The organism is Methanobrevibacter intestini, assembly GCF_047402955.1.
GTDB classification, from domain to species: domain Archaea; phylum Methanobacteriota; class Methanobacteria; order Methanobacteriales; family Methanobacteriaceae; genus Methanocatella; species Methanocatella intestini.
In genome coordinates this window covers 1,525,683-1,551,660 of sequence record NZ_CP187956.1, presented here as the reverse complement: position 1 = coordinate 1,551,660, position 25,978 = coordinate 1,525,683, and the positions used below count along the sequence as shown (strand labels likewise).

Annotated in this window: 25 protein-coding genes; 16 read left to right on the top strand and 9 right to left on the bottom strand. The window is 29.1% G+C overall.

Going from position 1 to position 25,978, the window contains the following annotated elements; translation table 11 throughout:
- On the bottom strand, positions 1-792 hold the full coding sequence (locus tag ACMC9J_RS07225) for a helix-turn-helix transcriptional regulator (protein ID WP_019264292.1): 792 nt from the start codon (positions 790-792) through the stop codon (positions 1-3).
- Between the two features lie 194 nt (positions 793-986).
- Between ACMC9J_RS07225 and ACMC9J_RS07220 the strand changes: the two genes are divergently transcribed.
- Positions 987-1,742: a TatD family hydrolase gene (locus ACMC9J_RS07220; RefSeq protein ID WP_094516671.1), complete on the top strand. Its 756-nt coding sequence runs from the start codon at positions 987-989 to the stop codon at positions 1,740-1,742.
- An 8-nt stretch (positions 1,743-1,750) separates the two neighbouring features.
- Here the strand turns inward: ACMC9J_RS07220 and ACMC9J_RS07215 are convergent, their stop codons facing one another.
- Together ACMC9J_RS07215 and ACMC9J_RS07210 are read right to left on the bottom strand one after the other, a co-directional pair.
- The gene (locus ACMC9J_RS07215) at positions 1,751-2,200 is read right to left on the bottom strand and encodes a cell division protein SepF (protein WP_019266314.1); all 450 of its coding nucleotides are present in this window, start codon (positions 2,198-2,200) and stop codon (positions 1,751-1,753) included.
- A 5-nt stretch (positions 2,201-2,205) separates the two neighbouring features.
- Complete coding sequence (locus ACMC9J_RS07210; protein WP_019264295.1) at positions 2,206-3,255, bottom strand: DUF1611 domain-containing protein; 1,050 nt, start codon at positions 3,253-3,255, stop codon at positions 2,206-2,208.
- 209 nt (positions 3,256-3,464) lie between these two features.
- On the opposite strand from ACMC9J_RS07210, the gene ACMC9J_RS07205 reads away from it, so the two are divergent.
- The gene (locus tag ACMC9J_RS07205) at positions 3,465-4,409 is read left to right on the top strand and encodes a 3H domain-containing protein (protein WP_019264296.1); all 945 of its coding nucleotides are present in this window, start codon (positions 3,465-3,467) and stop codon (positions 4,407-4,409) included.
- Positions 4,402-4,983 carry a ZPR1 zinc finger domain-containing protein gene (locus ACMC9J_RS07200; protein WP_019264297.1) on the top strand — a complete coding sequence of 194 codons (582 nt, stop codon included), beginning with the start codon at positions 4,402-4,404 and terminating at the stop codon, positions 4,981-4,983. Before ACMC9J_RS07205 ends, ACMC9J_RS07200 begins: the two co-directional genes overlap by 8 nt.
- Before the next feature lie 10 nt (positions 4,984-4,993).
- Here the strand turns inward: ACMC9J_RS07200 and ACMC9J_RS07195 are convergent, their stop codons facing one another.
- Positions 4,994-5,437, bottom strand: a complete 444-nt coding sequence (locus ACMC9J_RS07195) for a hypothetical protein (protein ID WP_019264298.1) — start codon at positions 5,435-5,437, stop codon at positions 4,994-4,996.
- A gap of 262 nt (positions 5,438-5,699) precedes the next feature.
- Complete coding sequence (locus tag ACMC9J_RS07190) at positions 5,700-9,944, bottom strand: DUF11 domain-containing protein (protein WP_427003144.1); 4,245 nt, start codon at positions 9,942-9,944, stop codon at positions 5,700-5,702.
- A gap of 447 nt (positions 9,945-10,391) precedes the next feature.
- Between ACMC9J_RS07190 and ACMC9J_RS07185 the strand changes: the two genes are divergently transcribed.
- From ACMC9J_RS07185 to ACMC9J_RS07150, 8 genes are all read left to right on the top strand, one after another.
- On the top strand, positions 10,392-11,522 hold the full coding sequence (locus ACMC9J_RS07185) for an adhesin (RefSeq protein ID WP_427003143.1): 1,131 nt from the start codon (positions 10,392-10,394) through the stop codon (positions 11,520-11,522).
- 159 nt (positions 11,523-11,681) lie between these two features.
- Entirely contained in the window at positions 11,682-12,161 is a 480-nt protein-coding gene (locus tag ACMC9J_RS07180) for a MarR family winged helix-turn-helix transcriptional regulator (protein ID WP_019264301.1), read from the top strand.
- Entirely contained in the window at positions 12,154-13,539 is a 1,386-nt protein-coding gene (locus tag ACMC9J_RS07175; RefSeq protein ID WP_427003142.1) for an MATE family efflux transporter, read from the top strand. The genes ACMC9J_RS07180 and ACMC9J_RS07175 overlap by 8 nt, the downstream gene beginning before the upstream one ends.
- Positions 13,540-13,712: 173 nt before the next feature.
- Positions 13,713-14,390 carry a UMP kinase gene (gene pyrH / locus ACMC9J_RS07170; protein ID WP_427003141.1) on the top strand — a complete coding sequence of 226 codons (678 nt, stop codon included), beginning with the start codon at positions 13,713-13,715 and terminating at the stop codon, positions 14,388-14,390.
- A gap of 12 nt (positions 14,391-14,402) precedes the next feature.
- Positions 14,403-15,194: a TatD family hydrolase gene (locus ACMC9J_RS07165; RefSeq protein ID WP_427003140.1), complete on the top strand. Its 792-nt coding sequence runs from the start codon at positions 14,403-14,405 to the stop codon at positions 15,192-15,194.
- 15 nt (positions 15,195-15,209) lie between these two features.
- Entirely contained in the window at positions 15,210-15,401 is a 192-nt protein-coding gene (locus ACMC9J_RS07160) for a DUF2116 family Zn-ribbon domain-containing protein (protein WP_019264305.1), read from the top strand.
- A 9-nt stretch (positions 15,402-15,410) separates the two neighbouring features.
- Positions 15,411-15,734 carry a YbjQ family protein gene (locus ACMC9J_RS07155; RefSeq protein WP_019264306.1) on the top strand — a complete coding sequence of 108 codons (324 nt, stop codon included), beginning with the start codon at positions 15,411-15,413 and terminating at the stop codon, positions 15,732-15,734.
- A 1-nt stretch (position 15,735) separates the two neighbouring features.
- Positions 15,736-16,590, top strand: a complete 855-nt coding sequence (locus ACMC9J_RS07150) for a hypothetical protein (protein WP_427003139.1) — start codon at positions 15,736-15,738, stop codon at positions 16,588-16,590.
- On the opposite strand, the gene ACMC9J_RS07145 is transcribed toward ACMC9J_RS07150, so the two are convergent.
- Positions 16,587-17,399, bottom strand: a complete 813-nt coding sequence (locus tag ACMC9J_RS07145; protein WP_019264308.1) for a sulfite exporter TauE/SafE family protein — start codon at positions 17,397-17,399, stop codon at positions 16,587-16,589. The genes ACMC9J_RS07150 and ACMC9J_RS07145 overlap by 4 nt on opposite strands.
- Positions 17,400-17,567: 168 nt before the next feature.
- Between ACMC9J_RS07145 and ACMC9J_RS07140 the strand changes: the two genes are divergently transcribed.
- Together ACMC9J_RS07140 and ACMC9J_RS07135 are read left to right on the top strand one after the other, a co-directional pair.
- Complete coding sequence (locus tag ACMC9J_RS07140) at positions 17,568-18,536, top strand: hypothetical protein (protein WP_427003641.1); 969 nt, start codon at positions 17,568-17,570, stop codon at positions 18,534-18,536.
- 36 nt (positions 18,537-18,572) lie between these two features.
- Positions 18,573-20,477: an MJ1255/VC2487 family glycosyltransferase gene (locus tag ACMC9J_RS07135; protein ID WP_427003138.1), complete on the top strand. Its 1,905-nt coding sequence runs from the start codon at positions 18,573-18,575 to the stop codon at positions 20,475-20,477.
- Between the two features lie 10 nt (positions 20,478-20,487).
- Here ACMC9J_RS07135 and ACMC9J_RS07130 read toward each other — a convergent pair whose 3' ends face one another.
- The 3 genes from ACMC9J_RS07130 to ACMC9J_RS07120 all read right to left on the bottom strand — a co-directional run bounded on the left by ACMC9J_RS07130 (position 20,488) and on the right by ACMC9J_RS07120 (position 22,623).
- A complete protein-coding gene (locus ACMC9J_RS07130) occupies positions 20,488-21,420 on the bottom strand; it encodes a transcription initiation factor IIB (RefSeq protein ID WP_004032173.1) in 933 nt (310 codons plus the stop codon).
- Positions 21,421-21,467: 47 nt separating this feature from the next.
- The gene (locus ACMC9J_RS07125) at positions 21,468-21,755 is read right to left on the bottom strand and encodes a Gar1/Naf1 family protein (RefSeq protein ID WP_019264311.1); all 288 of its coding nucleotides are present in this window, start codon (positions 21,753-21,755) and stop codon (positions 21,468-21,470) included.
- Between the two features lie 130 nt (positions 21,756-21,885).
- Entirely contained in the window at positions 21,886-22,623 is a 738-nt protein-coding gene (locus ACMC9J_RS07120) for an RraA family protein (RefSeq protein ID WP_019268374.1), read from the bottom strand.
- Positions 22,624-23,066: 443 nt separating this feature from the next.
- Between ACMC9J_RS07120 and dnaG the strand changes: the two genes are divergently transcribed.
- The 3 genes from dnaG to ACMC9J_RS07105 all read left to right on the top strand — a co-directional run bounded on the left by dnaG (position 23,067) and on the right by ACMC9J_RS07105 (position 25,945).
- The gene (gene dnaG / locus ACMC9J_RS07115; protein WP_019264312.1) at positions 23,067-24,320 is read left to right on the top strand and encodes a DNA primase DnaG; all 1,254 of its coding nucleotides are present in this window, start codon (positions 23,067-23,069) and stop codon (positions 24,318-24,320) included.
- 12 nt (positions 24,321-24,332) lie between these two features.
- Entirely contained in the window at positions 24,333-25,241 is a 909-nt protein-coding gene (xerA, locus tag ACMC9J_RS07110; protein ID WP_019264313.1) for a site-specific tyrosine recombinase/integron integrase, read from the top strand.
- A gap of 98 nt (positions 25,242-25,339) precedes the next feature.
- Positions 25,340-25,945: a biotin transporter BioY gene (locus ACMC9J_RS07105; RefSeq protein WP_019264314.1), complete on the top strand. Its 606-nt coding sequence runs from the start codon at positions 25,340-25,342 to the stop codon at positions 25,943-25,945.
- Positions 25,946-25,978 lie beyond the last annotated feature (33 nt).

Sequence of the window (25,978 nt, the reverse complement as noted above, 5' to 3'; positions counted from 1 at the left end):
TCATTTATTTATCTTATTTTTAAAGTTTTCAAATAGATTTTCACCCCATTCAATACATTCTTCTTTTTTAGAAGTTATTATTCTGTTCTGGTCAAAATTTCCATCTTCCTTAAAAAGGCCAAGAATCATTACTTTATCTGTTACAACCAATAAAAAATTATTTTCAATATTAAAAGTAGACATTTCTACATTGTCATTTTCCAGATTCAAGAAATATTCAAAGTTTTCCTTAATGTTTTGAGGAATTATTATTTCAATATGCCTGTTCTCATCAATCAAATCATTTATATATTTATTAAAATCCCCATAGAAAAAAGGAAAAACACATTTCAAACCGCAGGCTTCTTTTAATGCATGCTGAATTATATTATAAGCCCTATAAATATCTTTTTCATTGGATTCAACTAAAATAGCCCTTCCAAGCAAATACAATTGAGCTATTGAATTTTCAGGAATCATGTCTACAATATGAGCATCTAAAATATTAAAAAACCTATTAAATAAGTTTATTGTATCTTTTAATTCCAGAATATTAGTTATATAAAGTTCAGTTGTATTTGAGATATAATAGAGATTTCCGCTTCTATAAACAAAACCTCCCAATTCCAGTCCAAACATATTGCTTGATATTGAGCTATAACTTAATCCGGTAGTTTTATTAATATCTTTCATATTCAACGGTTGTTCATATAAAGTTGCTAAGATTTTTAACCTTACTAAAGAGTTTGTTATATATTTAATTTCTTCAGATACTGTTTCATAGTTTTCCATACATTTTTGATTTTCATTCACAGATATCACCAAAAAGAGTATTACTAGCAAAGATATTTTTAATACTAAAAAAATATAAAAACTCTCAAAGTGAGAAAATGTGTAAAATAACACATAAGAAAAATATAAAAATAATAACTCTGAAGCATTAATTTTTTTAAGAGAGACAACCATAATATTAATCACAAAATAGACATTATAAGAAAGTGATTGAAATGATTGACACACATATGCATGGAGATTCAAGAAGTAGTGAAGATTTTGGTGAAATGTATTTATCTGGAATAGATGCTGCAATAACCTGTGCTTTCTACCCATACAAGTTAAATAATGAAAGCACTCTTTTAAATCATTTGGAAAGAATTCTCAACTATGACACCAAAAGAGCTAAAGAATATGGCCTTGATTTAAAAGTCGCTTTAGGAATCCATCCTGCAAATACAAGTGTAAATCCGGAATTAATATACGAAAACCTTTACAAATGGATTGAAAACAAACAGATAGTAGCTATTGGAGAAATAGGTCTTGAAGATTTAACAGATAGTGAAATATCCATCTTTAAAAAACAGTTAGATATTGGTGAAGAAACTAAATCAAAAGTTATTGTTCACACACCACGTAAAAATAAAAAAGAAGTCTTAAAAGTCATTCAGGATATTGTACCTCAACATATTGACCCAAAATTAGTTGTTATCGACCATATAAACCAAAATGTAGTTGAAGATGTAATTGACAAAGATTACACTTTAGGATTAACAGTACAGCCTCAAAAAATGGACAAAGAAGAAGCAATAGCTATATTGGATGAATATGGATTTGACAAATTCCTGTTAAATAGTGACATCAGCAATAAACCCTCTGATCCACTATCTGTTCCAAAAACAGTACGTGAACTCGAAAAATTAGGATATAAAAAAACAGAAATAGAGAAAGTAGCATTTAAAAATGCTGAAAAATTCTTTAAAATATAAGAATTTTTCTACTTTCTAACTAAACTAACTCCTTTTGGAGCTATAATAATTAAATTTTTATCATTGCAACGGGAAAGTAAAAGTGCTTCTGCACCATAATTACTTCTCATTTGTTTGATTTTTTCACCGGCAAGTTTGAAATTAGCCGGACTTTCTTTTTCTAAAAAAGATAAATCTAAAATAACAGGATTACTTTCTTCAAGAACTTGATCTACAACATAATTAATATCATCAATAGTTTTTGGCCTTATTAACATTATTTCATAGAAAGACTGTTCCGGAGAAATAGACACATCATCATAATAGCTATGACTGCTTAAATCTGAAGCATTATTATTTGACATTCTAAAGTCACTAGAATGAGTGCTTGGCCTTCTATAATTATTTGGCTGTTTGTTATGTAAAGATGTATTTTCTTCAAAACCTAAACTTCTTTTTAAAGCATCAGTAAAACCCATTTAAATTACTCTCCTAAATAATCAAGTATAGCATCTAATAATTTTGAAGCACCATTGTTATAAACATCCTCTACAGGTAAGTCATATTTATGTTCAAAGTATTCAGTATCCAAATCCAATTCTGCATTTTTAAGATTAATTGAAATTCCCACAACTTTTGTAGGTTCAACAGCTTCAATAGCTTTAATTTCTTCTTCAATGCCTCTAGGTTCTCTATATGGATGGTTTGGTCTGTGTCCAATAATAACTGCATCAGGAGCTGCACCAATCAAAATAGCTGCAGATAAACCTCTTGGATGAGGATTTCCTTTTTCAGTTAAACTAGATTGACCTTCAATGAAAATAATATCCGGTTTTTTAGTTTCTTCAACATATTTAATTGCAGACAATACTGCTGCAGGAACATCCATAGCAGATAAACTTCCTGCTCTAAAATTAAATTCTGTAGGTTCCTCAAGACCCATTTCATCAGTGGAAATAACTGCTGAAGTTAAACCTCTTTGAGTAGCGGCAATTCCTAATTTTTTGGAAGTAGTTCTTTTACCGCATTCCTGAGAAGTTCCTCCAACAAAGATTACCGGAGCTTTAGGTTCATAGGATATTTTTGGTAAAACTTCACAGGATTTTTCAGGAGCTATTCCTGCTATTTTTTCAACAACATCTAACCTAGGACCTATTTCTTTGATAATTAAATCTTTTGAATCAGCAAATTTTTTTAAAGAAATATTGTCTTCAATAGATAATGATCTAAAGGAAGTTATAACATTTAAACCAGCATCAATAGCTTGAACAGCATATTTAATAGCTGAACCTTCAGCTCCAATAGGCAACATAATAACAAGAGAGTTTGCAGAAGTTTCACTTAAACATTCATCCAAACTGCCTGAAACAGTTTTACCACAAAACTGAGTTCCTTGTTTGTTAACATCATCATCTATAAAGCCAACTGCTTCAATACCTTCAAGATTGGAGAATTTCTCACCACCTCCACCACAACCAACAACAATGAATGGATTCAAATCTTGAAGTTCTTTAACAGAATCTACTGAATACAAAAATATCACTCCTATAACTTATAATTTATAACAACTGTGTAACAAAATAATCTTAATTTTTTATAAAAACTTTATTAAAAAAAGATTTTCAAAAAAAATTATAATCTATTTATTAATTATTGATTTTCTTATTATTAAAAGATAATGTTTTTATAAATTAAATATGTTAATTATTATATAACTATTAAAAAGATTAGGAGACTACCAACATGAGAAAACCTTATGTTATATTAATTGGAAGTGCCTCTGGAATTGGGAAATCAACAATAGCTGCAGAATTAGCTAAACAATTAAACATAAAACATTTAATAGAAAGTGATTTCATACGTGCTGTAGTTAGAGGAATTATTGGAAAGGAATATGCTCCAGCACTCCACAATTCATCTTATGAAGCATATAAAAGCCTACGAAACAAGTCAAAATATGACAACTATGAGGAACTGGTGGCGGCTGGTTTTGATGAACACGCATCATATGTTATTCCTGCTTTAGAAAAAGTAATTCAGCGAGCAATTACAGACTTTGATGACATTATAATTGAAGGAGTGCATTTAGTTCCTGGATTAATTGATATTGAACAATTCTACGAAGATGCAAATATTTATTTCTTTATATTATCATCAGATGAAGAAGCACATAAAGAAAGATTTGTTAAAAGAGCAATTCAAATACATAGAGGTGGAAAACAATTAGAATTCTTTAAAGAAAACAGAATAATCCACAACCACCTAATATCTCAGGCTGAAAAATTCAATGCAATAACAGTCAATACTGAAAATATTAATAATACATTGTCCAAACTACTTAAAACAATAAAACAAACCTGTAAAACTGTATGTTTAACTAATAGTGTTGATGAATTAGAAGATGTAGTTGACATCATCATAAAACAGAATAACAGCAGCATAACAAAAATCGTGTACAAATTAGGAGGCTTTAAAGATTCATTAGTTAAAACTGTTAATATTTCAGATTCTGATGAAGCAACCAAATTTATTAAAAGCATTAATGAAAACAAAGAGAAAAAAGAAGATTTAAATAAATTATATGCTCTGTCAAAGTACAGAAAATTTACTGTCTGTGCACCTGACGATAATAGTTTAAATAATATCATTGAAGAATTAACAAAAAGAGGATTTGTTTATAATGAATGAAGCAGAAATTAATGAAATGAGTATCAAATGTCCAGCATGCAACACTGAGAATGTAGCTAAATCTATAATGAAAGAAATTGAAATACCACACTTCGGAAAGGTTTTAGAAACAACTATTATTTGTGATTCTTGCGGATTTAAACATAGTGATATTATAGCACTTGAACATAATGATCCTGCAAAATATGTTTTAAAAATAAATAAAGATAATTTATCTACCAGAATTGTCCGATCACAGTCAGCAACTGTGTCCATTCCAGAACTTGGCGTTAAAGTGGAACCTGGTCCAAAATCAGAAGGATATGTAACTAATGTTGAAGGAGTAATCACCCGATTTGAAGATGCAGTAAAACAGGCACTTCATCTATTTAATGACAATACTTCTCAAAAAAATGCACAGTTAGTTTTAAATGATTTAAAAAGCCTTGTAAATGGAGAAAAAACAGCTACTTTAATTATTGAAGATCCCTTTGGTCAGAGTAATGTTGTAAGTGATGATGTTGAAATATTAGACATTCCCGAAGAGGAATTGAAATTATTAAAAACAGGTTTTAGTATTATTGAAGATAATTAAAAGGAAGATTTTATTCTTCTTCCTCAGTTTCTTCATCATCATGTGCTAAAAAGCTACTTAAATCGTCTTCTTCAGCAACATCTTTTAATTTTAAAGTTCTTTGAACATCCATAGCTAATGCATTACAATCTGCTTTAATAGCTTCTAAATGTAATAATATTCTTTCTTTTTCCTGATTAATCCTTGTAATGTTAGTGTATGGGTAAGTAGATTCTTTAAGCATTTCATACTCAATAGTAGTATAAGGATAATCATTTAATTGTTTACATACGTTTTTAAGAACTTCACCTAAGAATTTGTTCATTTCTACTTTTACTCTTTCCCTGATCATTTTGTCATCATCAAGATTTTCTTTCATTAAACGAACAACTTCTGCTTTAGCGAAAGGTAATTTTTCTTCATCTTCTTCTATAAATTCTTCGCTTGTTTCTTCAATCATTTCTTCATCAGACATAATTTCACCTCATAACATTTAATATTGAGTAAAAACAGTAATTTTTAATAAAAAATCATCAATACATCAATATCTAGATATATATTTGTTAAAAGTCCTATTTAAAACTATTGATAATTTAAGAATTTTGAATTATTTTTTTAATACTTTTATTAAAAAACATTAAAATAATTGATGCAAAAATCAATAATTCTTATAGTTTAAAATTTTTAAAAAATCCTTTTAAAAAAATAAAAAATAGTAGCCAAATAGCTACTTTAAATTATCTTTTCTTTGAAATTTTAATAGGTAAAAATCCAATTGAAATCATTGAAACTAAAATTAACAATACAATCGGCAAACCTGTTTTTGGCAATACAATACTTGTTAAAGCCTGTACCTGTGTTAAACTCTCTAATTTTGAAACAATAGATTTTTGAAGTGAATCTTTAGTTAAAATTGGAGAATGGATATTATTTACAATATTTTCTAATTTCTTCATAGTTTTTTCACTTACAAAAACACTTGCACAATCATGATTATTGGATTTATCATAATCAAAAGTATCCGATGAAACAACAACAGTATTTTCAAATTTACCGCAATTATTTGCAACGGCATTAATAGTTAACAGAGATTTTTCACCATTAGCTAATGAACCAATAGTTAAAACATTGGTTTCATTATTGAAATTACCTTCAGTAGTCTCAAATGAAATTAACTTTAAATTAGAGTTTAATAATTCATTTACCTTAATATTTTCAGCATTATCTGGCCCATTATTTGTAATTTCAATTAAATAAGTAATTAAATCACCTAACTTAACTTCCTGTTTTGATACTGATTTTTCAATAGCTAAATCTGCAGCAGGTTTAACATTAATTGACTTTTCATAATTATTGTTAGTTAAATTATTGTCTTTTTCATTGCCTCTGACTTTAACAACATTTGTAATGTTTCCTGTTTTGACAATTTTAGAGACAATATCCAATTGCAATTCTTCACCAACATCTAAGTTGCCAATATCCCATATACCACTTACAGGATTATAAACTCCTTTAGATGGATTAGATGAAATATATTCAACAGCATTTGGAAGCAAATCATTAACCACAACACCAGTAGCTGCATTTGGCCCATTGTTTGAAACAATTATTGTCCATTTAATTAAATCATTATAATTAGGATTTGAATTGTTAATTAATTTAATAACTGACAAATCAGCTACTTTAATTACATCAACAGATTCATTATCATGATTATTTGATTCATTCCAATCATATTGTGTAGAATTGGCACTGACTAAGTTTAGAATTTTCCCAGATTTATTAACTTTACAGTAAATATCCAATGTTTCATTAATCATAGGTGCTAATGAATCAATAGTCCAAATACCAGATTCAACATCATAGTTTCCTTTTGTTAAGCTAGATTTTACAAATATTAACCCTTCATCCAATAAATCTTTAACCTGAACATTAGTAGCCACATCAGGACCATTATTTGAAACAACAACTGACCATTTAATTATTTCACCAAAGTCAGGAGTCCTATTGTTCACATATTTTTTAACAAAAAGATCAACACTTGAATTAACCTCAATGCTTTTATTTGCAATATTATTAGTTAAATCATAATCATATTCATTTCCAGATACATTAGCTATATTAACAAGCTTTCCAGTTTTATTAACAAAACAGATTATTGTTAATTCCTTTGTCTGATTAGCAAGCAATTGGCCGACATTCCAAGTTCCATCAAATGATTTATCCATAGCAATTAATCCATCAGGCAAAATATCACAAACAACAACACCAGTTGCAGTATCTGGACCATTATTAGTAATCCTTAAAGTCCATTCAACTAAAGAATTAAATTTAGGATTAGTATCATTAACTAATTTTTCAATAGCCAAATCAGCGCATACATCAATATCAATAGAATTATTATCATAGTTATTACTTAAATTCCAATCATATTCATTTCCAGACACACTAGCCACATTCATTATTTTTCCAGTTTTATTAACTAAAGTTACAATATCGATAGAAATAGATTTGCCACTTTCTAAAGTTCCAATATTCCATAAACCAGATTTTACATCATAATTTCCAGTACTGGAAAGATAAATCAAATCTCTAGAAAGCAGATCACAAACAATAACATCTGTAGCTTTATCAGGACCATTATTAGTAACTCTTAAAGTCCATTTAACTAAAGAATTGAATTTAGGATTAGTATCATTAACTAATTTTTCAATAGCTAAATCTGCTGATGGATTAACATTAAGACCTGCTGAATCATTATTGTTTTTTAAATTCCAATCATATTCGTTTCCAGACACACTAGCTTCATTTATAAAAGTTCCCGTTTTATTAACTAAAGTTTTTATATTAATTGTTTTAGATTCACCGATGTTAAGAGATCCAATATTTAAAATACCTGTTTTTTTATTGTATTTTTCATCATCACAGTTCAAAATAATTAAACCATCAGGAATTAAGTCTTTTAATTTAATTCCAGTTCCAATATTAGGACCATTATTTGTAATCTTTAATGTCCATATTACCACATCCCCATAATTAGCATCAATCAAATTAGAACTTTTATTTACTTGAAGATCCGCTTTAGGATAAACACTGAAATAGGTAACATTTGTAATATATTTGTAGTAAGTATCTTCAAAATGGGTTGCACTAACTTTATATTTTCCAGGCTTTAAATTTTCCAGGACATTTGAAACATAACCTTTAAAATCAGATTTTAAAGTTTTATTAAATATTACAGATCCGTCTTCATAAGTTACAGTTAATAAAACATCCATATTATATTCCCTACTGTCCTGATATAATTTTCCATTATCTACAGCTCCTAAAATAGGAGTTTCACCATTTACTTTAATTTTATCCTGTTTTGCATTATTATAAATTGCATTTGAAACAAATAAATCATTATATTTAGCTATATTATTTCCGCCAAATATAGTGGCTGAAATTTCACAATTTTCACCATAATAAATATTTTTAGCAGAAATTGGCAAAGCATAAACCCATGCTTGATTTTCTGCCATTGCATTATCTGAAATAACACAGTTTAAACCTGATTTATCATAATAAATAGCACTTCCATTTCTTGCTACATTGTTATTAAATGTATTTTTATTAATAGTAGCTGCAGAACTATTTATATAAATAGCTCCACCTAATCCGTCATCTAATTTTTTAACATCAGGAATAGCTTCATTAGCTATAAATGAAGAATCTACAACAGTTGTTTTATATCCATTAATATAAACCGCACCGCCATTTACATTAGCTATGTTCTTATTAAAATCAACGTCATCAATAGTGACTGTTTTAGCTATAATATTAACAGCACCACCATTTACTGATGCAACATTTTTATTAAATGTAGATTTTTGAATTTCAATATTTTTACCTTTTAATTGAACAGCACCACCATAAGGAGCATTATTCTGCTCAAAATTACAGTTAGCCACTTTTAAATTCATATCCATATCTATATAACCTGTACTTAATGCACCACCATAAAGTTTTGCAGAGTTGTTTATAAAAAAACAATCCTTAATATTACCTGATGCATGATAAGTTAATGCTCCACCCTGATCTGCAGAGTTATTAATAAATTTACAATTTTGATAAGTTATTCCAGCTCTAACACAACCTGCTCCACCATGAGAGTTATTTAAATTATGTGCAATGGCTTCATTGTTAATAAAATTACAATTTACAACATTAGAATAAATATTGTATTCATCACGACCAATTTGAATCGCACCACCATATGATTTATGATTAGTGGTTGGTTTAACTTTATTAGATACGAAATTACAATCTCTAACCTGAGTATTATTTCCATAAACACCAATAGCTCCTGCTGCCACTTGTGCAAAGTTATTTGTAAAATTACAGTTTCTTATAATTAAATTTTCACCTTCTTCCGGATATTTACCGCTATTATCAAAAATTGAAAGTACATAAATTGCACCTCCAGCATAATCTGCATAATTATTTTCAAAAACTGAATTTTCAATAGTTACATCCCTACCAAGAATAACCATCGCACCACCATGACCTGACATCCCATTTATAAATTTTAAATTACTTATTTGGCAATTTGAACCTGTTTTTTGAATTGAAAAAATACAAGAAATATTTTTTCCATCTAAAACAGCATTTGAACCTCCTACAATCTTAATATTTTTATTTACATAAACAACAGCATCATTATTTTGGGCACTATAATATCCATTTAAATGAATTGTTCCACCATCATCTACATTATCAATTGCTTTTTGAATATCACTAAATTTACCTCCATTTACAGTTATTTCACTACCCTGTACTATGTCATTTTGAGAATTTTCTAAATTATCTTTGGATACACTTACTTCATGAGCTTCCAAAGTTTCATTTAAATCAGCACTAAAAGCTGTGCCTAAAGTTGCTAAAAATAAAACTAATAAAAGCATAGAAATAAGAAAATTCTTTTGTTTGCTTTTAAACATTATAAATCTCCTATTTTGAGGACATTTTTAACTACCATTAATTAACCTAAATTAGCTATTAATTAGCAATTAAACTTTTTATTTTAGTATAAAACTTGAAAATAATAATTCTTAAATATGAAATTTGAAAATAAATCGTAAATTAATATTTAACTATCAAATTAGCTAACTAAAACCAAATATTTTAAAATTAAATACTTAGCTATAATCTACAAATTTATTTCAACTTGATACAAGCAATGTTATTTTTCAAAATAACTACAATATAGAACTTAAAATAAAAGATAATCGTTTTAAATCCTCAAAAATCTTATTAAACTTTAAATTATTTAAATTTTTTCTAATAAATGAATAAAAATTAATAAAATCAAAAAATAATCCATTTAAACAATAATTTAATATTATACTATAAAAAAATTATTATAGCATAAAAATTGAAATAAAATTATGAAAAAACAAATTGCAATTATCCTATTAGCTATTTTATTATTAGCTAGTGTAATTCAAGATGTATCTGCAACTACCACTGTTTTTCTAACATCCGATAACATAAGGGGTACAAATGATGATGTAGGAATGCTTAATTCCATAAAAACCTATATTGAAGAAATCAGCAATGGAGAAATTAATGTAATTGTAGATAGTCAGTCTCCAGGACCTGGAGAAGGAACAAGAGCTATTGAAGCTGATTCAAATGTTAGTGTAGTGTTTGCTGCCGTAGATCCAGGTAATTTTTTAGTTTTAAATAAATATTCCACAGCCACTACAGACAAACAGATAATATTTGTCAATACTGGAGATTATGATTTAGATACTGCAGAATCCTTAAGAAGAGCATGGGACGATAACTACTCAAAAACAATTTTTGCAGGAATTAATAACCCCGGAACATTTCTTAATGATGGAGGAATCAGCTATATCCAGCCATTGAAAGAATATCCTGATGCAGGTTCTGACGGCATTATAAATCAGAATAATGATGATGTAAACAAATATATTGCCAGAGAGATTGTTAATAATATAAATAACTACAACAGCACCAAACATTATGACAATAATTTAGTAATAACTCATAAATTAGCTCCTTCAAATATGGCTCATGCTAGTCAAAGTCTTTTAGAAAGCAACGACAATGAAATGAATGGAACTTACAACTCTTATTCAGCTCCACAACTGTTATATTTAACCAGTACTTATTTAAATGGAAACGGGTTAGAAAATCCTGGAGATTATAAAGCTCCAGATTCTCCATTGAAATACTCCCTTTTAACCAAGGATTCCTATTCAATTTATGATTATATAAAAATGGGTGGAATTGTTAAAAATTACATGGATGAAAACGGACAGGCTCCAGATTACATAAATTACGAAGGTGCCTACATTAGCTATTATGATTTACAATATAATTTTGCTAAAATAACTGCAAATCATACTGACGGATCACATATGGATTTTGATAGAGAATACCATTTTGATAAAGTTAATGACAGCATTTTATTAACTATATTGCCAATTGTATTGATTATTTTAGTTATTATGTTTATTTATATGATTTTTAAAAGGTTATTACGCAGATAAAATTAAATTAACCTTTTTTATTTTTTATTTTGAAATTAAAAATGTTGTAATTTCCAATTATTGTTATGACAATTGTTGTCACACCAACTGTTTTATATAGTATGAAAGTATAATATTAAAACTGTAAATTTTCAAAATAAAATTTATAAAATGATTTTTATGAAATGTGACATTAACTTGTTTAAAAACGATGATATTAAATTTATTACATTTATTTCCATAATACACAGACAATATATGATATATTTAAATAATTATCTTAAAAAAGAAGGAATAACCGCATCACATGCACCTATACTTAGCTATTTATTATACAAAGACATATCCTGTCAAGAAGAAATTGGAAATCATTTTAAAATAGATAAAGGAAGTATAGCTAGATCAATACAAAAACTACAAGAAAAACAATTTATTAACAAGGAAATAGATGAAAACAACAGAAGAAAATACCAATTGTCTTTAACTGAAAAAGGCAGAGCAGTTGCTTTAAAAATCATGGATTTAAATAATGAATGGGAAAACCAAATATATTCAACCTGCAATACTGATGAAAAGCAGATAGTTGAACTAATGAGGAAAATAACCATATCATCAATAAACATTCAAAAAAACACACAAAAGGAGGAAAAAAATGGCTGATATGACCAAAGGAAAACATGCAAATATTGAATTAATAACTGGAGACCCTAAAAAAGCTATCAATAAATTAGCCTGGCCTATGATGCTATCAATGCTTCTTATAATGCTTTATAATTTAGCAGATAGTGTATGGGTATCAGGACTTGGAGCAGATGCTCTAGCAGCACTAGGTTTTATAACACCATTATTTATGATTATTGTCGGACTTGGAAACGGAATAGGTGCCGGTGCAAACTCATTAATTGCAAGAGCATTTGGAGCTAAAAAAGATGAATTAGCAAATAATGCAGCACTACACTCCGTTGTATTAACTACAATCATAGGAATTGTAATACCAATAATATTACTTCCATTAATCCCAGAAATAGTTGTAATTATGGGAGGAGCTAGTGTTACTGACCTATGTATGGATTACAGTGTAGTTACATTTGGATTATTAATAGTATTTTTATTCTCAGCTGTACTTTCATCAATATTAAGATCTGAAGGAGATGTAAACAGAGCTACAATCGCAATAGCTATTACAGCAGTGTTAAATATAATCATAGACCCGATTTTCATATACTCATTAAATATGGGGATAGCAGGGGCTGCCTGGGCAACTGTAATTTCTGCAGGAATATCCTGTATTGTAATGGCATACTGGATATGGGTTAAAAAAGACACATACATGAATTTAAGTTTTAATCAATTCAAAAAAAGTAAAGGAATTGTAATTGAAATCATGAAAGTAGCTATACCTTCCACTGCAGAGCAATTAATTATGTCCGGACTTACAATGGCAATAAATGCAATGCTTGTTATAGTTTCAACAACAACTGCAGTAGCAGTATATACTGCAAGTATGAGAATTGTATCAATGGCAATGATTCCATTAATGGGAATTGCTACTGCACTTTTAACAGTAGCTGGAGCGGCATACGGTGCTCGTAACTATGAAAAATTAAAAACCAGTTTCACATACAGTATCAAATTCGGATTAGTTATTTCATTGATTTTAGGAGCTCTAACATTCATATTTGCACCGCAAATCGCATTGCTGTTCTCATATTCTGCAGCAACAGCATATCTTACACCTCAAATTGCATTTGCACTTAGAATATTCTGTTTCTTCTTAATATTCGTACCGTTCGGTATTGCAGGATCATTTGTATTCCAGGGAGTTGGAAAAGGAACATCTTCATTATTAATAACTATCATAAGGTCATTATTTGCTGAAGTAGTCTTTGCATACTTGTTTGGAATAGTGCTAGGTTACGGAGAAATGGGTATCTTTGCAGGAGTAATTATTGGAAGCTTTATCGGTTCCATGTTTGGTTACAGCTGGGCCAGATTATTCATTAAAAAACTTAAAATTAAATTTGGTCATGCTGACTAAATTTAATTCTTTTTCTTATTTTTCTTATTTTAATAAAAATGAAATATAGCTATTTTTAAAGCAAAAACCCACAAACTTATATGAAAACTAAAAATCAATTTTTCTTTTTACAGCAAATAATAATTTAAAATTTAAATAATATCATCCAAATAAATAATAGTTAAGGTGAATATATGAAGATAGTCGTAGCAATTGGAGGATCAATTTTATTAAAAGAATATGACTGTAAAAAATTCCATGAATATAGTGAAATATTAAAATCATTAGCTAGCGAACATGAAATATTCGTTGTTGTAGGTGGAGGAAAACCTGCTAGAGAATATATCGGAGTTGTTCGTGAACTTGGAGCTGGTGAAGCTCAGTGCGATGATATTGGAATTGAAGTTACAAGAATTAATGCTAAATTGTTATTATCTGCACTTGGAGATGCTGCTTATCAGAAAGTGCCTCATAACTTCCAGGAAGCTTTGGAATACTCAGCTACCGGAAAAATAATTGTAATGGGCGGAACAGAACCTGCACACAGTACTGATGCAGTTTCAGCTATTTTAGCAGAATACATTCATGCAGATAAACTGATTAATCTAACCTCTGTTGACGGAATGTATGACCGAGATCCGAACAAATATGAAGATGCTAAATTAATTAAAGAAATTACAGCTAGTGAAATGATAGAATTCATCAGCGGAAAAGACACCAAGGCTGGAACCTATGAATTCTTTGATATGACTGCAATCCAAATGATTAAAAGATCATCTCTTGAAACTGTAATAGCTAACGGTTATGATTCTGAAAACTTAATTAAAGCTATTAATGGTGAGGAAGTAGGAACCAAAGTTATCAGCAAATAAACAGGTGATTAAGTGGAAAATCTTATTGATATTGGCCTTAATTTAATGCATCCTTCTTTTAGAAAAAATAGAGAAATTATAATTGAAGATGCCATTGATGAAGGTGTTTCCAAATTTATAATTACCGGAACCAATGTCAAAGCAAGTCAGATAGCTTGTGAATATGCATCTAATTATCCTGGAACTTTATACTCAACTTCCGGCGTTCATCCTCATGATGCAAAAACATGTGATGACAATACTCTTTCAGAACTGGAAAAAATAGCTGAAAATGATTGTGTTATAGCTATTGGAGAATGCGGTCTTGATTATAACCGTGATTTTTCTCCAAGAGATGTTCAAAGAAAATGGTTTGAAAAACAGGTGGAATTAGCTGAAAATTTGGATATGCCTTTATTTTTACATGAAAGAGAGGCTCACAAAGATTTATATGATATTTTAAAAAAACATGAAGATGTTTGTGAAAAATCAGTAGTTCACTGTTTTACAGGAACCAAACAGGAAGCTCAAAATTATATCGATTTAGGATGCTGCATTGGTGTTACCGGATGGATTTGTGATATGAAAAGAGGTGATGACCTGCAGGATGCTGTAAGTGTAATTCCAACCAACAAATTAATGATAGAAACAGATGCTCCATTTTTAATACCTAAAAACTTTGATAAAAAACCTAAAAGTAATAAAAATGAACCCAAATATTTGCCTCATATATTAAAAACAATTGCTCATTATAAAAACGATTATGATGTAGAAAAACTTGCAAAAGAAGTTACAAAAACTACTAAAGACTTTTTTAAAATATAAAAATATGGTGATAATATGGCTGTAGAACCACATAAACATTGTCCAATTTGCGGAACCCCAATACCTTTAAACGAACTTGTATGCTCTCCAGACTGCCAAACAGTTTGGGACCAAAGAATTAACCAACAAAAGAAAACAAGATATGCTCTAACTGGAGTTATCATTCTTTTCTTAGTTATTTGGGGAATAATGCAATTTATGAAATAAGTGATAAAAATGATATTAACATCTGCAAACACACTGGAAAATAAAGAAATTATTGAATATAAAGGTTTAGTAACTGGAGAATCCTTAATTGGTGCTAACATTTATAAAGATTTATTTTCTGGTGTTCGTGATGTTGTAGGTGGAAGAACCTCAAGATATGAAGAAGAAATCCAAAAAGCTCGTGATATTGCACTGAAAAGTATGGAAGAAAAAGCCGAATATTTAGGTGCAAACGCTATTATCGGATTGAAAATTTCTTATGATAACTTAGGCGGCACTATGGGAAATACAATTCTCGTAACAGCTTATGGTACTGCTATAAAATACGAATAACATGAATCTTAAAGAAAGAATAGAAAATGTGGAAAACTTAAAAGAAGCTGTTATCTGCATTTCTTTTGGAACAATTATTGGTATTTTAACTTATTATATTTTTTTATATTTCCATATTGATATTTATGGATGGAATTTTGGACTTATTTTTGCTCCATTAGCTGCAGGATACGCTGAAACTATATTAGCTAAACAGATAATCGGCGAAGATATTGGAGCTATTAGTGCATTTATTTTATTTCTTGTAACTGTAGTTTATGGTTTTATTATATCCAATCCAACACTTGGAGTAAATGTAATCACTTTCGGATCAATAATCGTGATTTTGCAGGCAGCTATTCCTACACTTATTAACTATTTCTTTTTAGTAGTTATAATTGGAATAATTTCTTATTTCTTTGGAATATTTAAAAAAATTACAGATTATACCTATTCCAAATTATCTGACATGTATTATAAAATAACCGGAAAGCAAAAACCTATAAGAACTATTGATACAGAAGTTGTGGAAAATGAATTGGAAAGCAATAAACAAATCAATGATTTGAATTTTACATTTATAACCAGTTCACATCCAATTAATAAAAAAATAGAAATTATAGGCCATTTCCATGAAACAGTTTTTTTAGAAAGAGATAAAAAATTAATCCATGTTAATCCTGAAAAATATGAAAAAGATACTTTAAAAATGCTTAAAAAAGCCAAAGATACTGTTTTAATCAAAATAGCTAATGACATTAAAACTAATGGTGGGAATGGAATTTTAGATTTGAAAATAGAATATGGTTTAATTGGTTTAGGTGGAGACAGCTTCCAAATTACTGCAATGGGAATGGGAGTTAAATTTAAGGATTAAGGAAGCAAACCCAACATTTTAAGTGAAATATATAAAACCACTAAACCAAATATTTGTTTTAATCTTTTTTCAGGAACCTTATGAGCTATTTTTGCACCATAATAAGCTAAAGGTACTGAAAACATTGCGATAACTGCAAAATTAACTAAACTTACATATCCTAATGAATACGGAAACGGATTAACACCCCAGCCAGATATTATATATGATACGGTTCCTCCAATAGCTGTTAGGCTAATAAATACTGATGAAATTCCAATAGCTTCAATCATTGAAAATCCGAATATTGCAGTTAAAATCAGAATTATAAACACCCCGCCACCAACACCTAAAAGACCTGAAGAAATTCCAACCAATACACCTACAACAGCTATGTTTATTAAATTAAATTTGGCTCTGACTTTTGAAGTGTTTTTATTGGCGGATATTAAGTTACGAATAGCTATAAATAACAATAAACATCCAAATATAATTTTTAATATTTGTGTCGGCAGCATTGATGCAATTATGCCTCCCAATACACCTCCAACAATACCAAATAACCCTAACCTTATTCCAGGTTTTAAAATATTGTCCATAACTTTTAAATGTCTATATGCACCACTTGATGCTGTTGGAATAATAATAGACAAGCTGGTTCCAAGAGATATTAACATGGCAAGTGACGGGTCAACACCAAGATATTCCAGTAAAAAATACTGAAACGGAACAATTAAAAATCCCCCACCAACACCTAAAAGACCAGATGCAAAACCTGCAACAATCCCTATTAAAATCAAACCAATGAAATATTCTAATGTAAATATCATAAAAACACGTATTTAGTAAATCTTTTAAATCATTAAAAACTTAAATTAATTTTAATGAAAAGGAATAATATTATATTAGCAGGATTCATATTTATATTATTTGCAGGTGTACTTTTTATAACAGACATCTTCAATCCAATAGTAAGACCTCTAACTCGCATATTTTTAATGGGTTCTTCTAAAGGAAAAGATATTTTATTCTTTGGACTTTTCGGACTGTTTTTAATTTTAAGTCAAACATTCACCTTAAAAAATAAAGATATTGACTCTGACAGATACTTAAAAATAGCTATTTGTGTAGGTGGCCTTTTATTAATTTCAGGAATCCTTGTGGAAGTTCTCTTTAGACAGTCTTTAGGAATTCCATTAAATGTAACTTTTATGAGTGAAAGTTCACAGGCAGCAAGTACCAGTATTTTACATACCCACTTACTTAAATCCATTTTTGGAGAAGTTATAACTTCACTAATCGGGCCATTTATCAGCAGCGGAATCAATACAGGAGTCGGATTATATACCTATGTTCCAAATATAGCTAAAATAGTAATCATATTATTCCCAATCCTATTCATACTTGAAATATTAGCTAATCAAAAACGTTTAGCTCCAACTACAATCCTTTTAAGTTTTTTTTCAACCTGCTTACTTATTGGAGCATTAGACGGAGGAATGTTTTCTACACCATCAATGTTAGGTATTTGCGGACTTTTTCTAATTTATAGAAACCATTATTATTTTGATTATTATATTGGAGGAGTTCTTTTAAAAAATAAGAAAATATTAACTGAATCCAAAAAAGAATATCCTCATTACAAAGATATTAACTTAAGCAAAGTGAAATTTTATTTTCACAGACTGTTACCTTATATCATAACTGTTCTTTTTATAACTTTAAGAATTTCAATAGCTATTTTTGGAGCAAATAATGAATATTACACACTTGAAGTTGTAAATCCTGCAGACAATATTGAATTAAATGATTTTCCAATAGAAAGTATTCAACACAGCGAAAATAAAACAGTTTATACTCTTGATTCAAGTTATAATGAATTAAATTTAATTAAAGATTTAAAAATACCCTTAAACAACAAATGTGAGTACTATACAATCTCCTGGAACATTTATTCATATATTTAATAAAAACTTATAAGTTTTAAAAATTAATATTAACATATGATTTTAAGCATTATTATACCTACATATAATGAAGAAGAATACCTTCCAGTACTTCTGGAAAGTATTAAACAGCAGGATTTTAGTGATTATGAAATAATTGTTGCTGATGCTGACTCTAAAGACAATACTATAAAAATAGCTGAAGAATACGGATGTATTGTTGTTGAAGGAGGTATGCCTGCAGTAGGTAGAAATAATGGTGCAAAAGTAGCTAAAGGCGATTACTTACTATTTTTAGACTCTGATTTAAAACTTACTGAAGATTATCTTGCAAAAGTTATCTATGAATTTAAAATGGAACGATTAGGTATTGCAATTACACAAATGAAGCCCCTTTCTAAAAAAACAGAAGATAAAGTTTTACATGATTTGGCTAATTTATTTATGATCAGCGTTGAAAAAATAAAGCCACATGGTGCCGGATGTTATGGCATAATAGCTAAAAGAGAATTACATGAATGCTGCGGTGGATTTAATGAAGAATTAACTTTTGGTGAAGATACTGAATACATTGAAAGATTAGCTAAAAAAGAAAGATTTAAAGTACTGAGAAATGCTAAAATTGGAGTTTCTACAAGAAGGCTTGAAGAAGAGGGTCTGGCAACACTAGCTAAGCAATACGGTAAAAGTACTGTAAATGACTTTTTAGGCATTAGAACAGAAGCTTCAGATTTGAATTATGGTTTTGATCATGGAAAAGAATATGTAAGCAAACATAAATTAGATAAAATTGCTCTGGAATCTGAAAAATTAGACCAATTAAAAAACAGTTATGATGAATCCAAACAAAAAATAAACACTGCAAAAGTCTATCTTAAAAAAGTCAAAAAAACAAAAATCAGGGATAAAAAAGTAATCTTTTATTGTATCTGTGGAGAGGGAATGGGTCATGCTATTCGCAGCAGCGTAATAATCGACCGTATAAAAGACAAATATGACGTTTACATTTTCAGCAGTGACCGTGCTTACAAATATTTAAATGAAAAATTTGACAATGTCTATAAAATCGGCGGATTCAACACCGTTTATATAAATAACAAAGTCAGCAATACAAAAACATTAATCAACGCTCTCAAACGTAACCCTCTAAACATTAAAGAAGGATATGAAGAATTATATAAAAAAGCAAGAAAATTATCTCCCGATGTTATTGTTACCGATTTTGAAATCTATGCTACAATGGTTTCCAAACTTCTCAGCATCCCATTAATAAGTCTGGATAATATTCATATGATTACCCAAACTGCAATTGATTATCCTCCAAAGCATCAGGGAGAAATGCTAAAAGCAAAAGGCGTAATAAAGTCATATGTAATAAAACCGAAAATACATATTTTAACCAGCTTCTTTTATCCGAAAATCAAACCTAAAAAAAGGGCAGTGCTCTATCCACCAGTGATTCGTGAAGATATCTTAAAACTGGAACCTACAATTGAAGATCACATTATTGTTTATCAAACAAGTAAAGAAAGTGTGAAACTGGTTGAACAATTAAAATCTTTAAATGAAAAATTTATTGTATACGGATTTAATAAAGATGAAGTAGATGAAAATTTAACCTACAAATTATTTAACGAAAATGAATTCTACAATGATTTAGCTAGTGCAAAGGCAGTAATATGTAATGGTGGATTTACATTTATATCAGAAGCCATATCTCTTAAAAAACCAATATACAGCGTTCCAGCTATTGGAAACTTTGAACAAACATTAAACGGATTTTATGTTCAGAAATTAGGCTATGGTGAATATCATGAAGAGATGAGTCCTAAAAAAGTGGAAAAATTCTTAAAAAGGCTCCCTAAATATCAGGAAAAACTAGCTAAAGTTAAAAAAACAAATAACGATGGAATTGTTAACGAATTAATATATCGTATTGAAAAATATAGTAAAAAAAGTTAAAATGGAGTGTTTATAAAGTTACACCCATTTCAAGTTGTTCTGTTAATTCTTTATACCTGTTTCTTATAGTTACTTCAGTAACACCTGCAATATCTGCTACATCTCTTTGAGTTTTTCTTTCACCTAATAAAACAGATGCAATATACAATGCAGCCGCAGCTACACCAGTTGGCCCTCTACCAGAAGTTAAACCTTTTTCCATTGCTTTTTCAATAATTTCAATAGCTCTGGATTGTGCTTCACCAGATAAACCTAATTCACTAGCAAATCTAGGCACATAATCTACTGGAGAAGTTGGCGGTAATTTAATGTTTAATTCTCTTGTAAGGAACCTATAAGTCCTACCTACTTCTTTTTTAGTAACTCTTGAAACTTCAGCTATTTCATCTAAAGTACGGGGAACATTACAACGTCTACAAGCAGCATATAAAGAAGCAGCAACTACTCCTTCAATACTTCTTCCACGAATAAGTTTGTTATCTACTGCACTTCTGTATACTACAGATGCAGCTTCCCTCACACTTCTTGGAAGACCTAATCTTGAAGAATCTCTGTCTAACTCACTTAATGCAAATGCCAAGTTACGTTCTGTAGCACCAGAAATCCTAATTTTTCTTTGCCATTTCCTTAATCTATACCATTGTGCCCTATTTCTTGCAGGAATATCGCGACCATAAATGTCTTTATTCCTCCAATCAATCATAGTACTTAAACCTTTATCGTGAATGGTGTAAGTGATTGGAGCTCCAACCCTAGTACGTTTATCTCTTTGTTCGTGATCAAAAGCCCTCCATTCAGGACCCATATCCACAAGATTTTCATCAATAACTAATCCACAGTGAGCACAAACTACTTCTGCTCTTTCATAATCACCAATTAATTCTGTGGAACCACATTCTGGACATACAGTCTGTTTATCTTTATCATAGACATCACCTTGCATGATTTCTTTTTCTGTTCTTTTATGTCCAACCTTTTTAGGGATTTCGTTTACTTTTTGTTTCGTGTTTTCACCCTCCTCTTCCTAGGTTTCTTAGATTTTGGTCTTGATACAAATAGTTTTTCGCCATAGTTTCTCTTGATTTTATCTAAATTAACAGATTTAAATAATTTAATTGAAACGTATGGATTTTTAGTAGGTCCAAAAACATAGCTAACCTTGCCTATTTTAGTTTTATCGCTATTAAAAACAATGCCACCAGGACTAGGTGTTTTAGATGATCTAGCTATTAATTTTCCAGAATTTGCAATATGCAAACTATTTCCTAAAACTTTCATAAAAAATCAATCATAAAATAATCTGTATCAATTACTAAATATGAATGTCATACTATATAAATGTACCGATATATTTATATATCAATAAATTTTGCTATTTAAATGTTTTACTATTTAATTGTCCTAAACACTATTTTAACCCAGCTGCTTGAGACAAAGTTTTGCCATTATTGATAGCATCAATAATACCTAATTCTTTTATTTTAATAGCCAACGTTTGATTCATGACCTTTTTAAACAAAGATTGAGGAATGATAACCACTCCTGTTTCATCACCATAGAAAAAATCACCTGGCCGAATAGTCATATCCCCAACAGAAACATCTACATTAATTTTGCCTAAACCTAAAGCACTACCTGCATTTGGAGCATAATCACAGGCGAAAATAGGATAATCCATATAATAAAGAGCATCCAAATCCCTGACAGATCCGTAAATTATAGTTGCTTTAACACCATTAGCTTTAGCACAAGTAGAAGCTAATTCTCCCCACACAGACATATTCGAATTATTGGTTTTGATAAATAATACATCACCATCATTAGCTTCATCAATAGCCAATGCAGAAGTTCCCCAATCATCACTATTAGTTTTACAAGTAGTAATTCTACCCCAAACCTTTAATTTATTAATAGGTTTTAACTCTCTGATAACACCTGATCTTCTTGAAATTTCATTATATGCATCAGAAATTTGGCAAGTAGAAACACAATCAAGTAAAGACATCAAGTTAATATAATTCTTATAATTTTTTTTATTGAAAACTAAATCATCAATAGATATTTCGCTTAAATCTATATCTTCCACATCAATTTTTTTATTTAAGTCTTTTTTATGGTGTAATAAATCACTTGGTGTTATTGACATCAAATCACTTCTCTTAATTAAATTATTATAATATAATATGTAAAAACCAATTAAAAAAGATTTTTCAAAAATTTTGACATGACTAACTAATTATATATATTAGTATTTTCAAAATATTTAATGAAGTATAAAAAATACTCACAATTATACTTAAAGAGTTTATTTACATTCATTATTACAACTTAATTATTATTCAATTTAAAAACAAAACAGGAGCAATTAATATTACTAACTAAATATAATCTTAAAAAATAAAGAAAAATGGCAATTATAAGCTATAAATGAAATTAGTAATATGCTCAGTAGATTTTAACTCTTTTTAGTGTATGGAAGATATTTTAATTAAAAGATATCAGATATGTTTATCAATGATTATTTCTTAAAATACCCAATTTTTAGAAAGATGAAAAAATAAGCCAATAAAAATAAAAGGAGGCTTAAGAATGGGAAAAGGAGAAGAATTAACTACAACAAAATACTTAATTCATGCACAAATTAATGCAAATGGGATTGTAGAAAAACCAGATGTAGTCGGTGCAGTATTTGGACAAACAGAAGGATTATTAAGTAATGATTTAGATTTAAGAGAACTTCAAAGAACTGGAAGAATTGGTAGAATCCAAGTAATGATTCATTCCAATGGTGGGAGAGCTAAAGGAGAAATTGTAATCCCATCTAGCTTAGACAGAGTTGAAACTGCCATTCTTGCAGCATCACTTGAAACAATTAATCGTGTTGGACCATGTGAAGCAGAAATTCACACAGTTAAAGTGGAAGATGTAAGAGCTGTTAAAAGAGAACAAGTTGTAAATCGTGCAAAAGAAATCTACAAAAACATGATTGAAAGTGCTAGTCCAGCTAGTATGAGAATGATTGAAGAAGTAAGAGAAGCAATGCGTGTTCATGAAATCTCAGAATATGGTGAAGACAGATTACCTGCAGGTCCAAGCATACACACTTCTGATGCAATTATCGTAGTGGAAGGTCGTAGCGATGTATTGAATTTACTTAAATATGGTATCAAAAATACTGTAGCTGTTGAAGGAGTTAGTGTCCCACAATCTATAGGGAATTTAAGTAAAAAAAGAACAACAACTGCATTTGTAGATGGTGATCGTGGCGGAGAACTTATTTTAAAAGAGCTTTTACAAATAGGAGATGTTGATTATATTACTCGTGCTCCTAAAGGTAAAGAAGTTGAAGACCTTGAAAAAGACGAAGTATTAATCGCTCTAAGAGATAAAGTTCCTACAGCACAATTTTTAGCTAATCACAATATATTAAGTGAATCTAACAACAAAACCACTTCTAAAAAACATAACAACAAACACAATAATAAACATTCAAATAATAAACAACAATATGAACCTAAAGTTAAAGAAGTGGAAATTGAAGAAATTCCAGTTGAAGATGATGAAACAAAATTAATGAAAGATATGTTAAAAGAATTTGAAGGTAGTGGCTGCGGAGCTATCTTAGATGAAGCTTTAAACATGACACAGGAAGTAGAAGTCGAAAACATTTATGAAGAAATTAAAAATATAGAAAATACTGCTGATACTGTTATTTTTGATGGAATTATAAGTCAAAGACTTGTTGATGTTGCTTCATTAAAAGGAATAAAAAGATTAGTTGCATTTAAATCCATGAACATAGTTAAAAAACCAGGTGACTTAAAAATAATAACTATGGATTAATAAGGTGTCCTAATGGAAACATATGATTTTAAAAATGAAATTATAGACAAAAACGGGAATAAAATCAATATTCTCGATGTTTATAATTTTAATAAAATAAAAGAAAATTATATAACTTCTTTAAAAGACAATAATTATTCACAAAACACTATTAAAACCTATTCATCAATAATACATAAGTTTACCACTTACTTAAAAAATCAAATAGCTATTTATAATGAAAAAGAATTCATAAAATTCTTTAACGGTTATATAATCCATTTAAAACAAGTGAAAAATGTTAGTCAAAATTACATATACTTAGTTACAGTAGTTATTAAAAAATTCCTTGAATTTAACAATATCCATTTTTTAGATTCAATTGCAATTCCAAAAAGAACTAAACCTTCACCAAATTTTTTAACGCAAAAAGAAGTAAAACAACTATTAGACAGCATTACATGGGATGAAAATTCGGATTCTGATTTTCGTGTCATTACTAAAATACGCGATAAATTAATAGTAACATTATTATATTCTTCCGGACTGCGTGTTTCTGAACTTATAAACCTAACTATAGATGATGTGAATTTTGAAGAAAAACAATTATCCATTGTAAGTAGAAACAATAGCCGCGTTATTTTACTTGATAAATCATCCAACCAGTTAATACAAAAATATTTAAAAAAAAGAACTCAAAAAAGTAAGTATTTAGTAGTTAATAAAAGTGGAAATCAGTTAACTCCAAGATATGTTCAGCTAATGATAAAAAAATATGGAAATGAAAGCGGAATCAAAAAGAAAATAACCCCACACATTTTACGTCATTCCTATGCAACACATTTACTTGAACAAGGAGTAAATATCAAAATAATCCAGGAAATACTTGGACACAGCAATTTATCTACAACCCAAATTTACAATCAACATATCAATAACTAATTATCTATTTTTTATATAAATAATTGTACAAAAAATTAAATAGTAAAAATGATAAATATATTAAAGTATTATGATTTAAAAATCAGGGAGAAAATACTATGAATATGAATAATTATTATACTGCTAGAAAAAGCATATTCCAGGGAATACGTGAATCTAGTACTCTTGCTAAAATATTAATGTCATTTTTAATGGCTTGTTTTACAGGTTTAATGGCTCAAATTATTATTCCACTCCCATGGACTCCAGTACCAATAACTGCACAAACATTTGCAGTGTTATGCTCTGGATTAATACTTGGTAAAAGATATGGATGTTTAAGCCAAGTTTTATACATTGTTCTTGGTGTAGCTTGTGTACCATGGTTTGCTAATATGAGTGGTGGAATAGATGTACTTCTTGGATCCAATTGCGGATACTTTATAGGATTTATTCTTGCATCTTACTTTATTGGTGCTATAACTGACAAATATGCAGATGCACGTAACTTCACTAAAATGGCAACAGTTATTGGAATAGCTAACTTCGCAATAATTTACATTCCAGGACTTGCTGGATTAGCTCTATGGGCTTATATGACTCAAGGTGCAATGCTCTCAATTTCTGAATTGTTAATTATGGGACTTGTTCCATTTATTGCTGGAGATATTGTAAAAATATTAAGTGCAGCATCTGTATCTAAAGTATTTTTACCAAAAGAATAAATAAGGTTTTTTAACCTTTTCTTTTTTTTATTT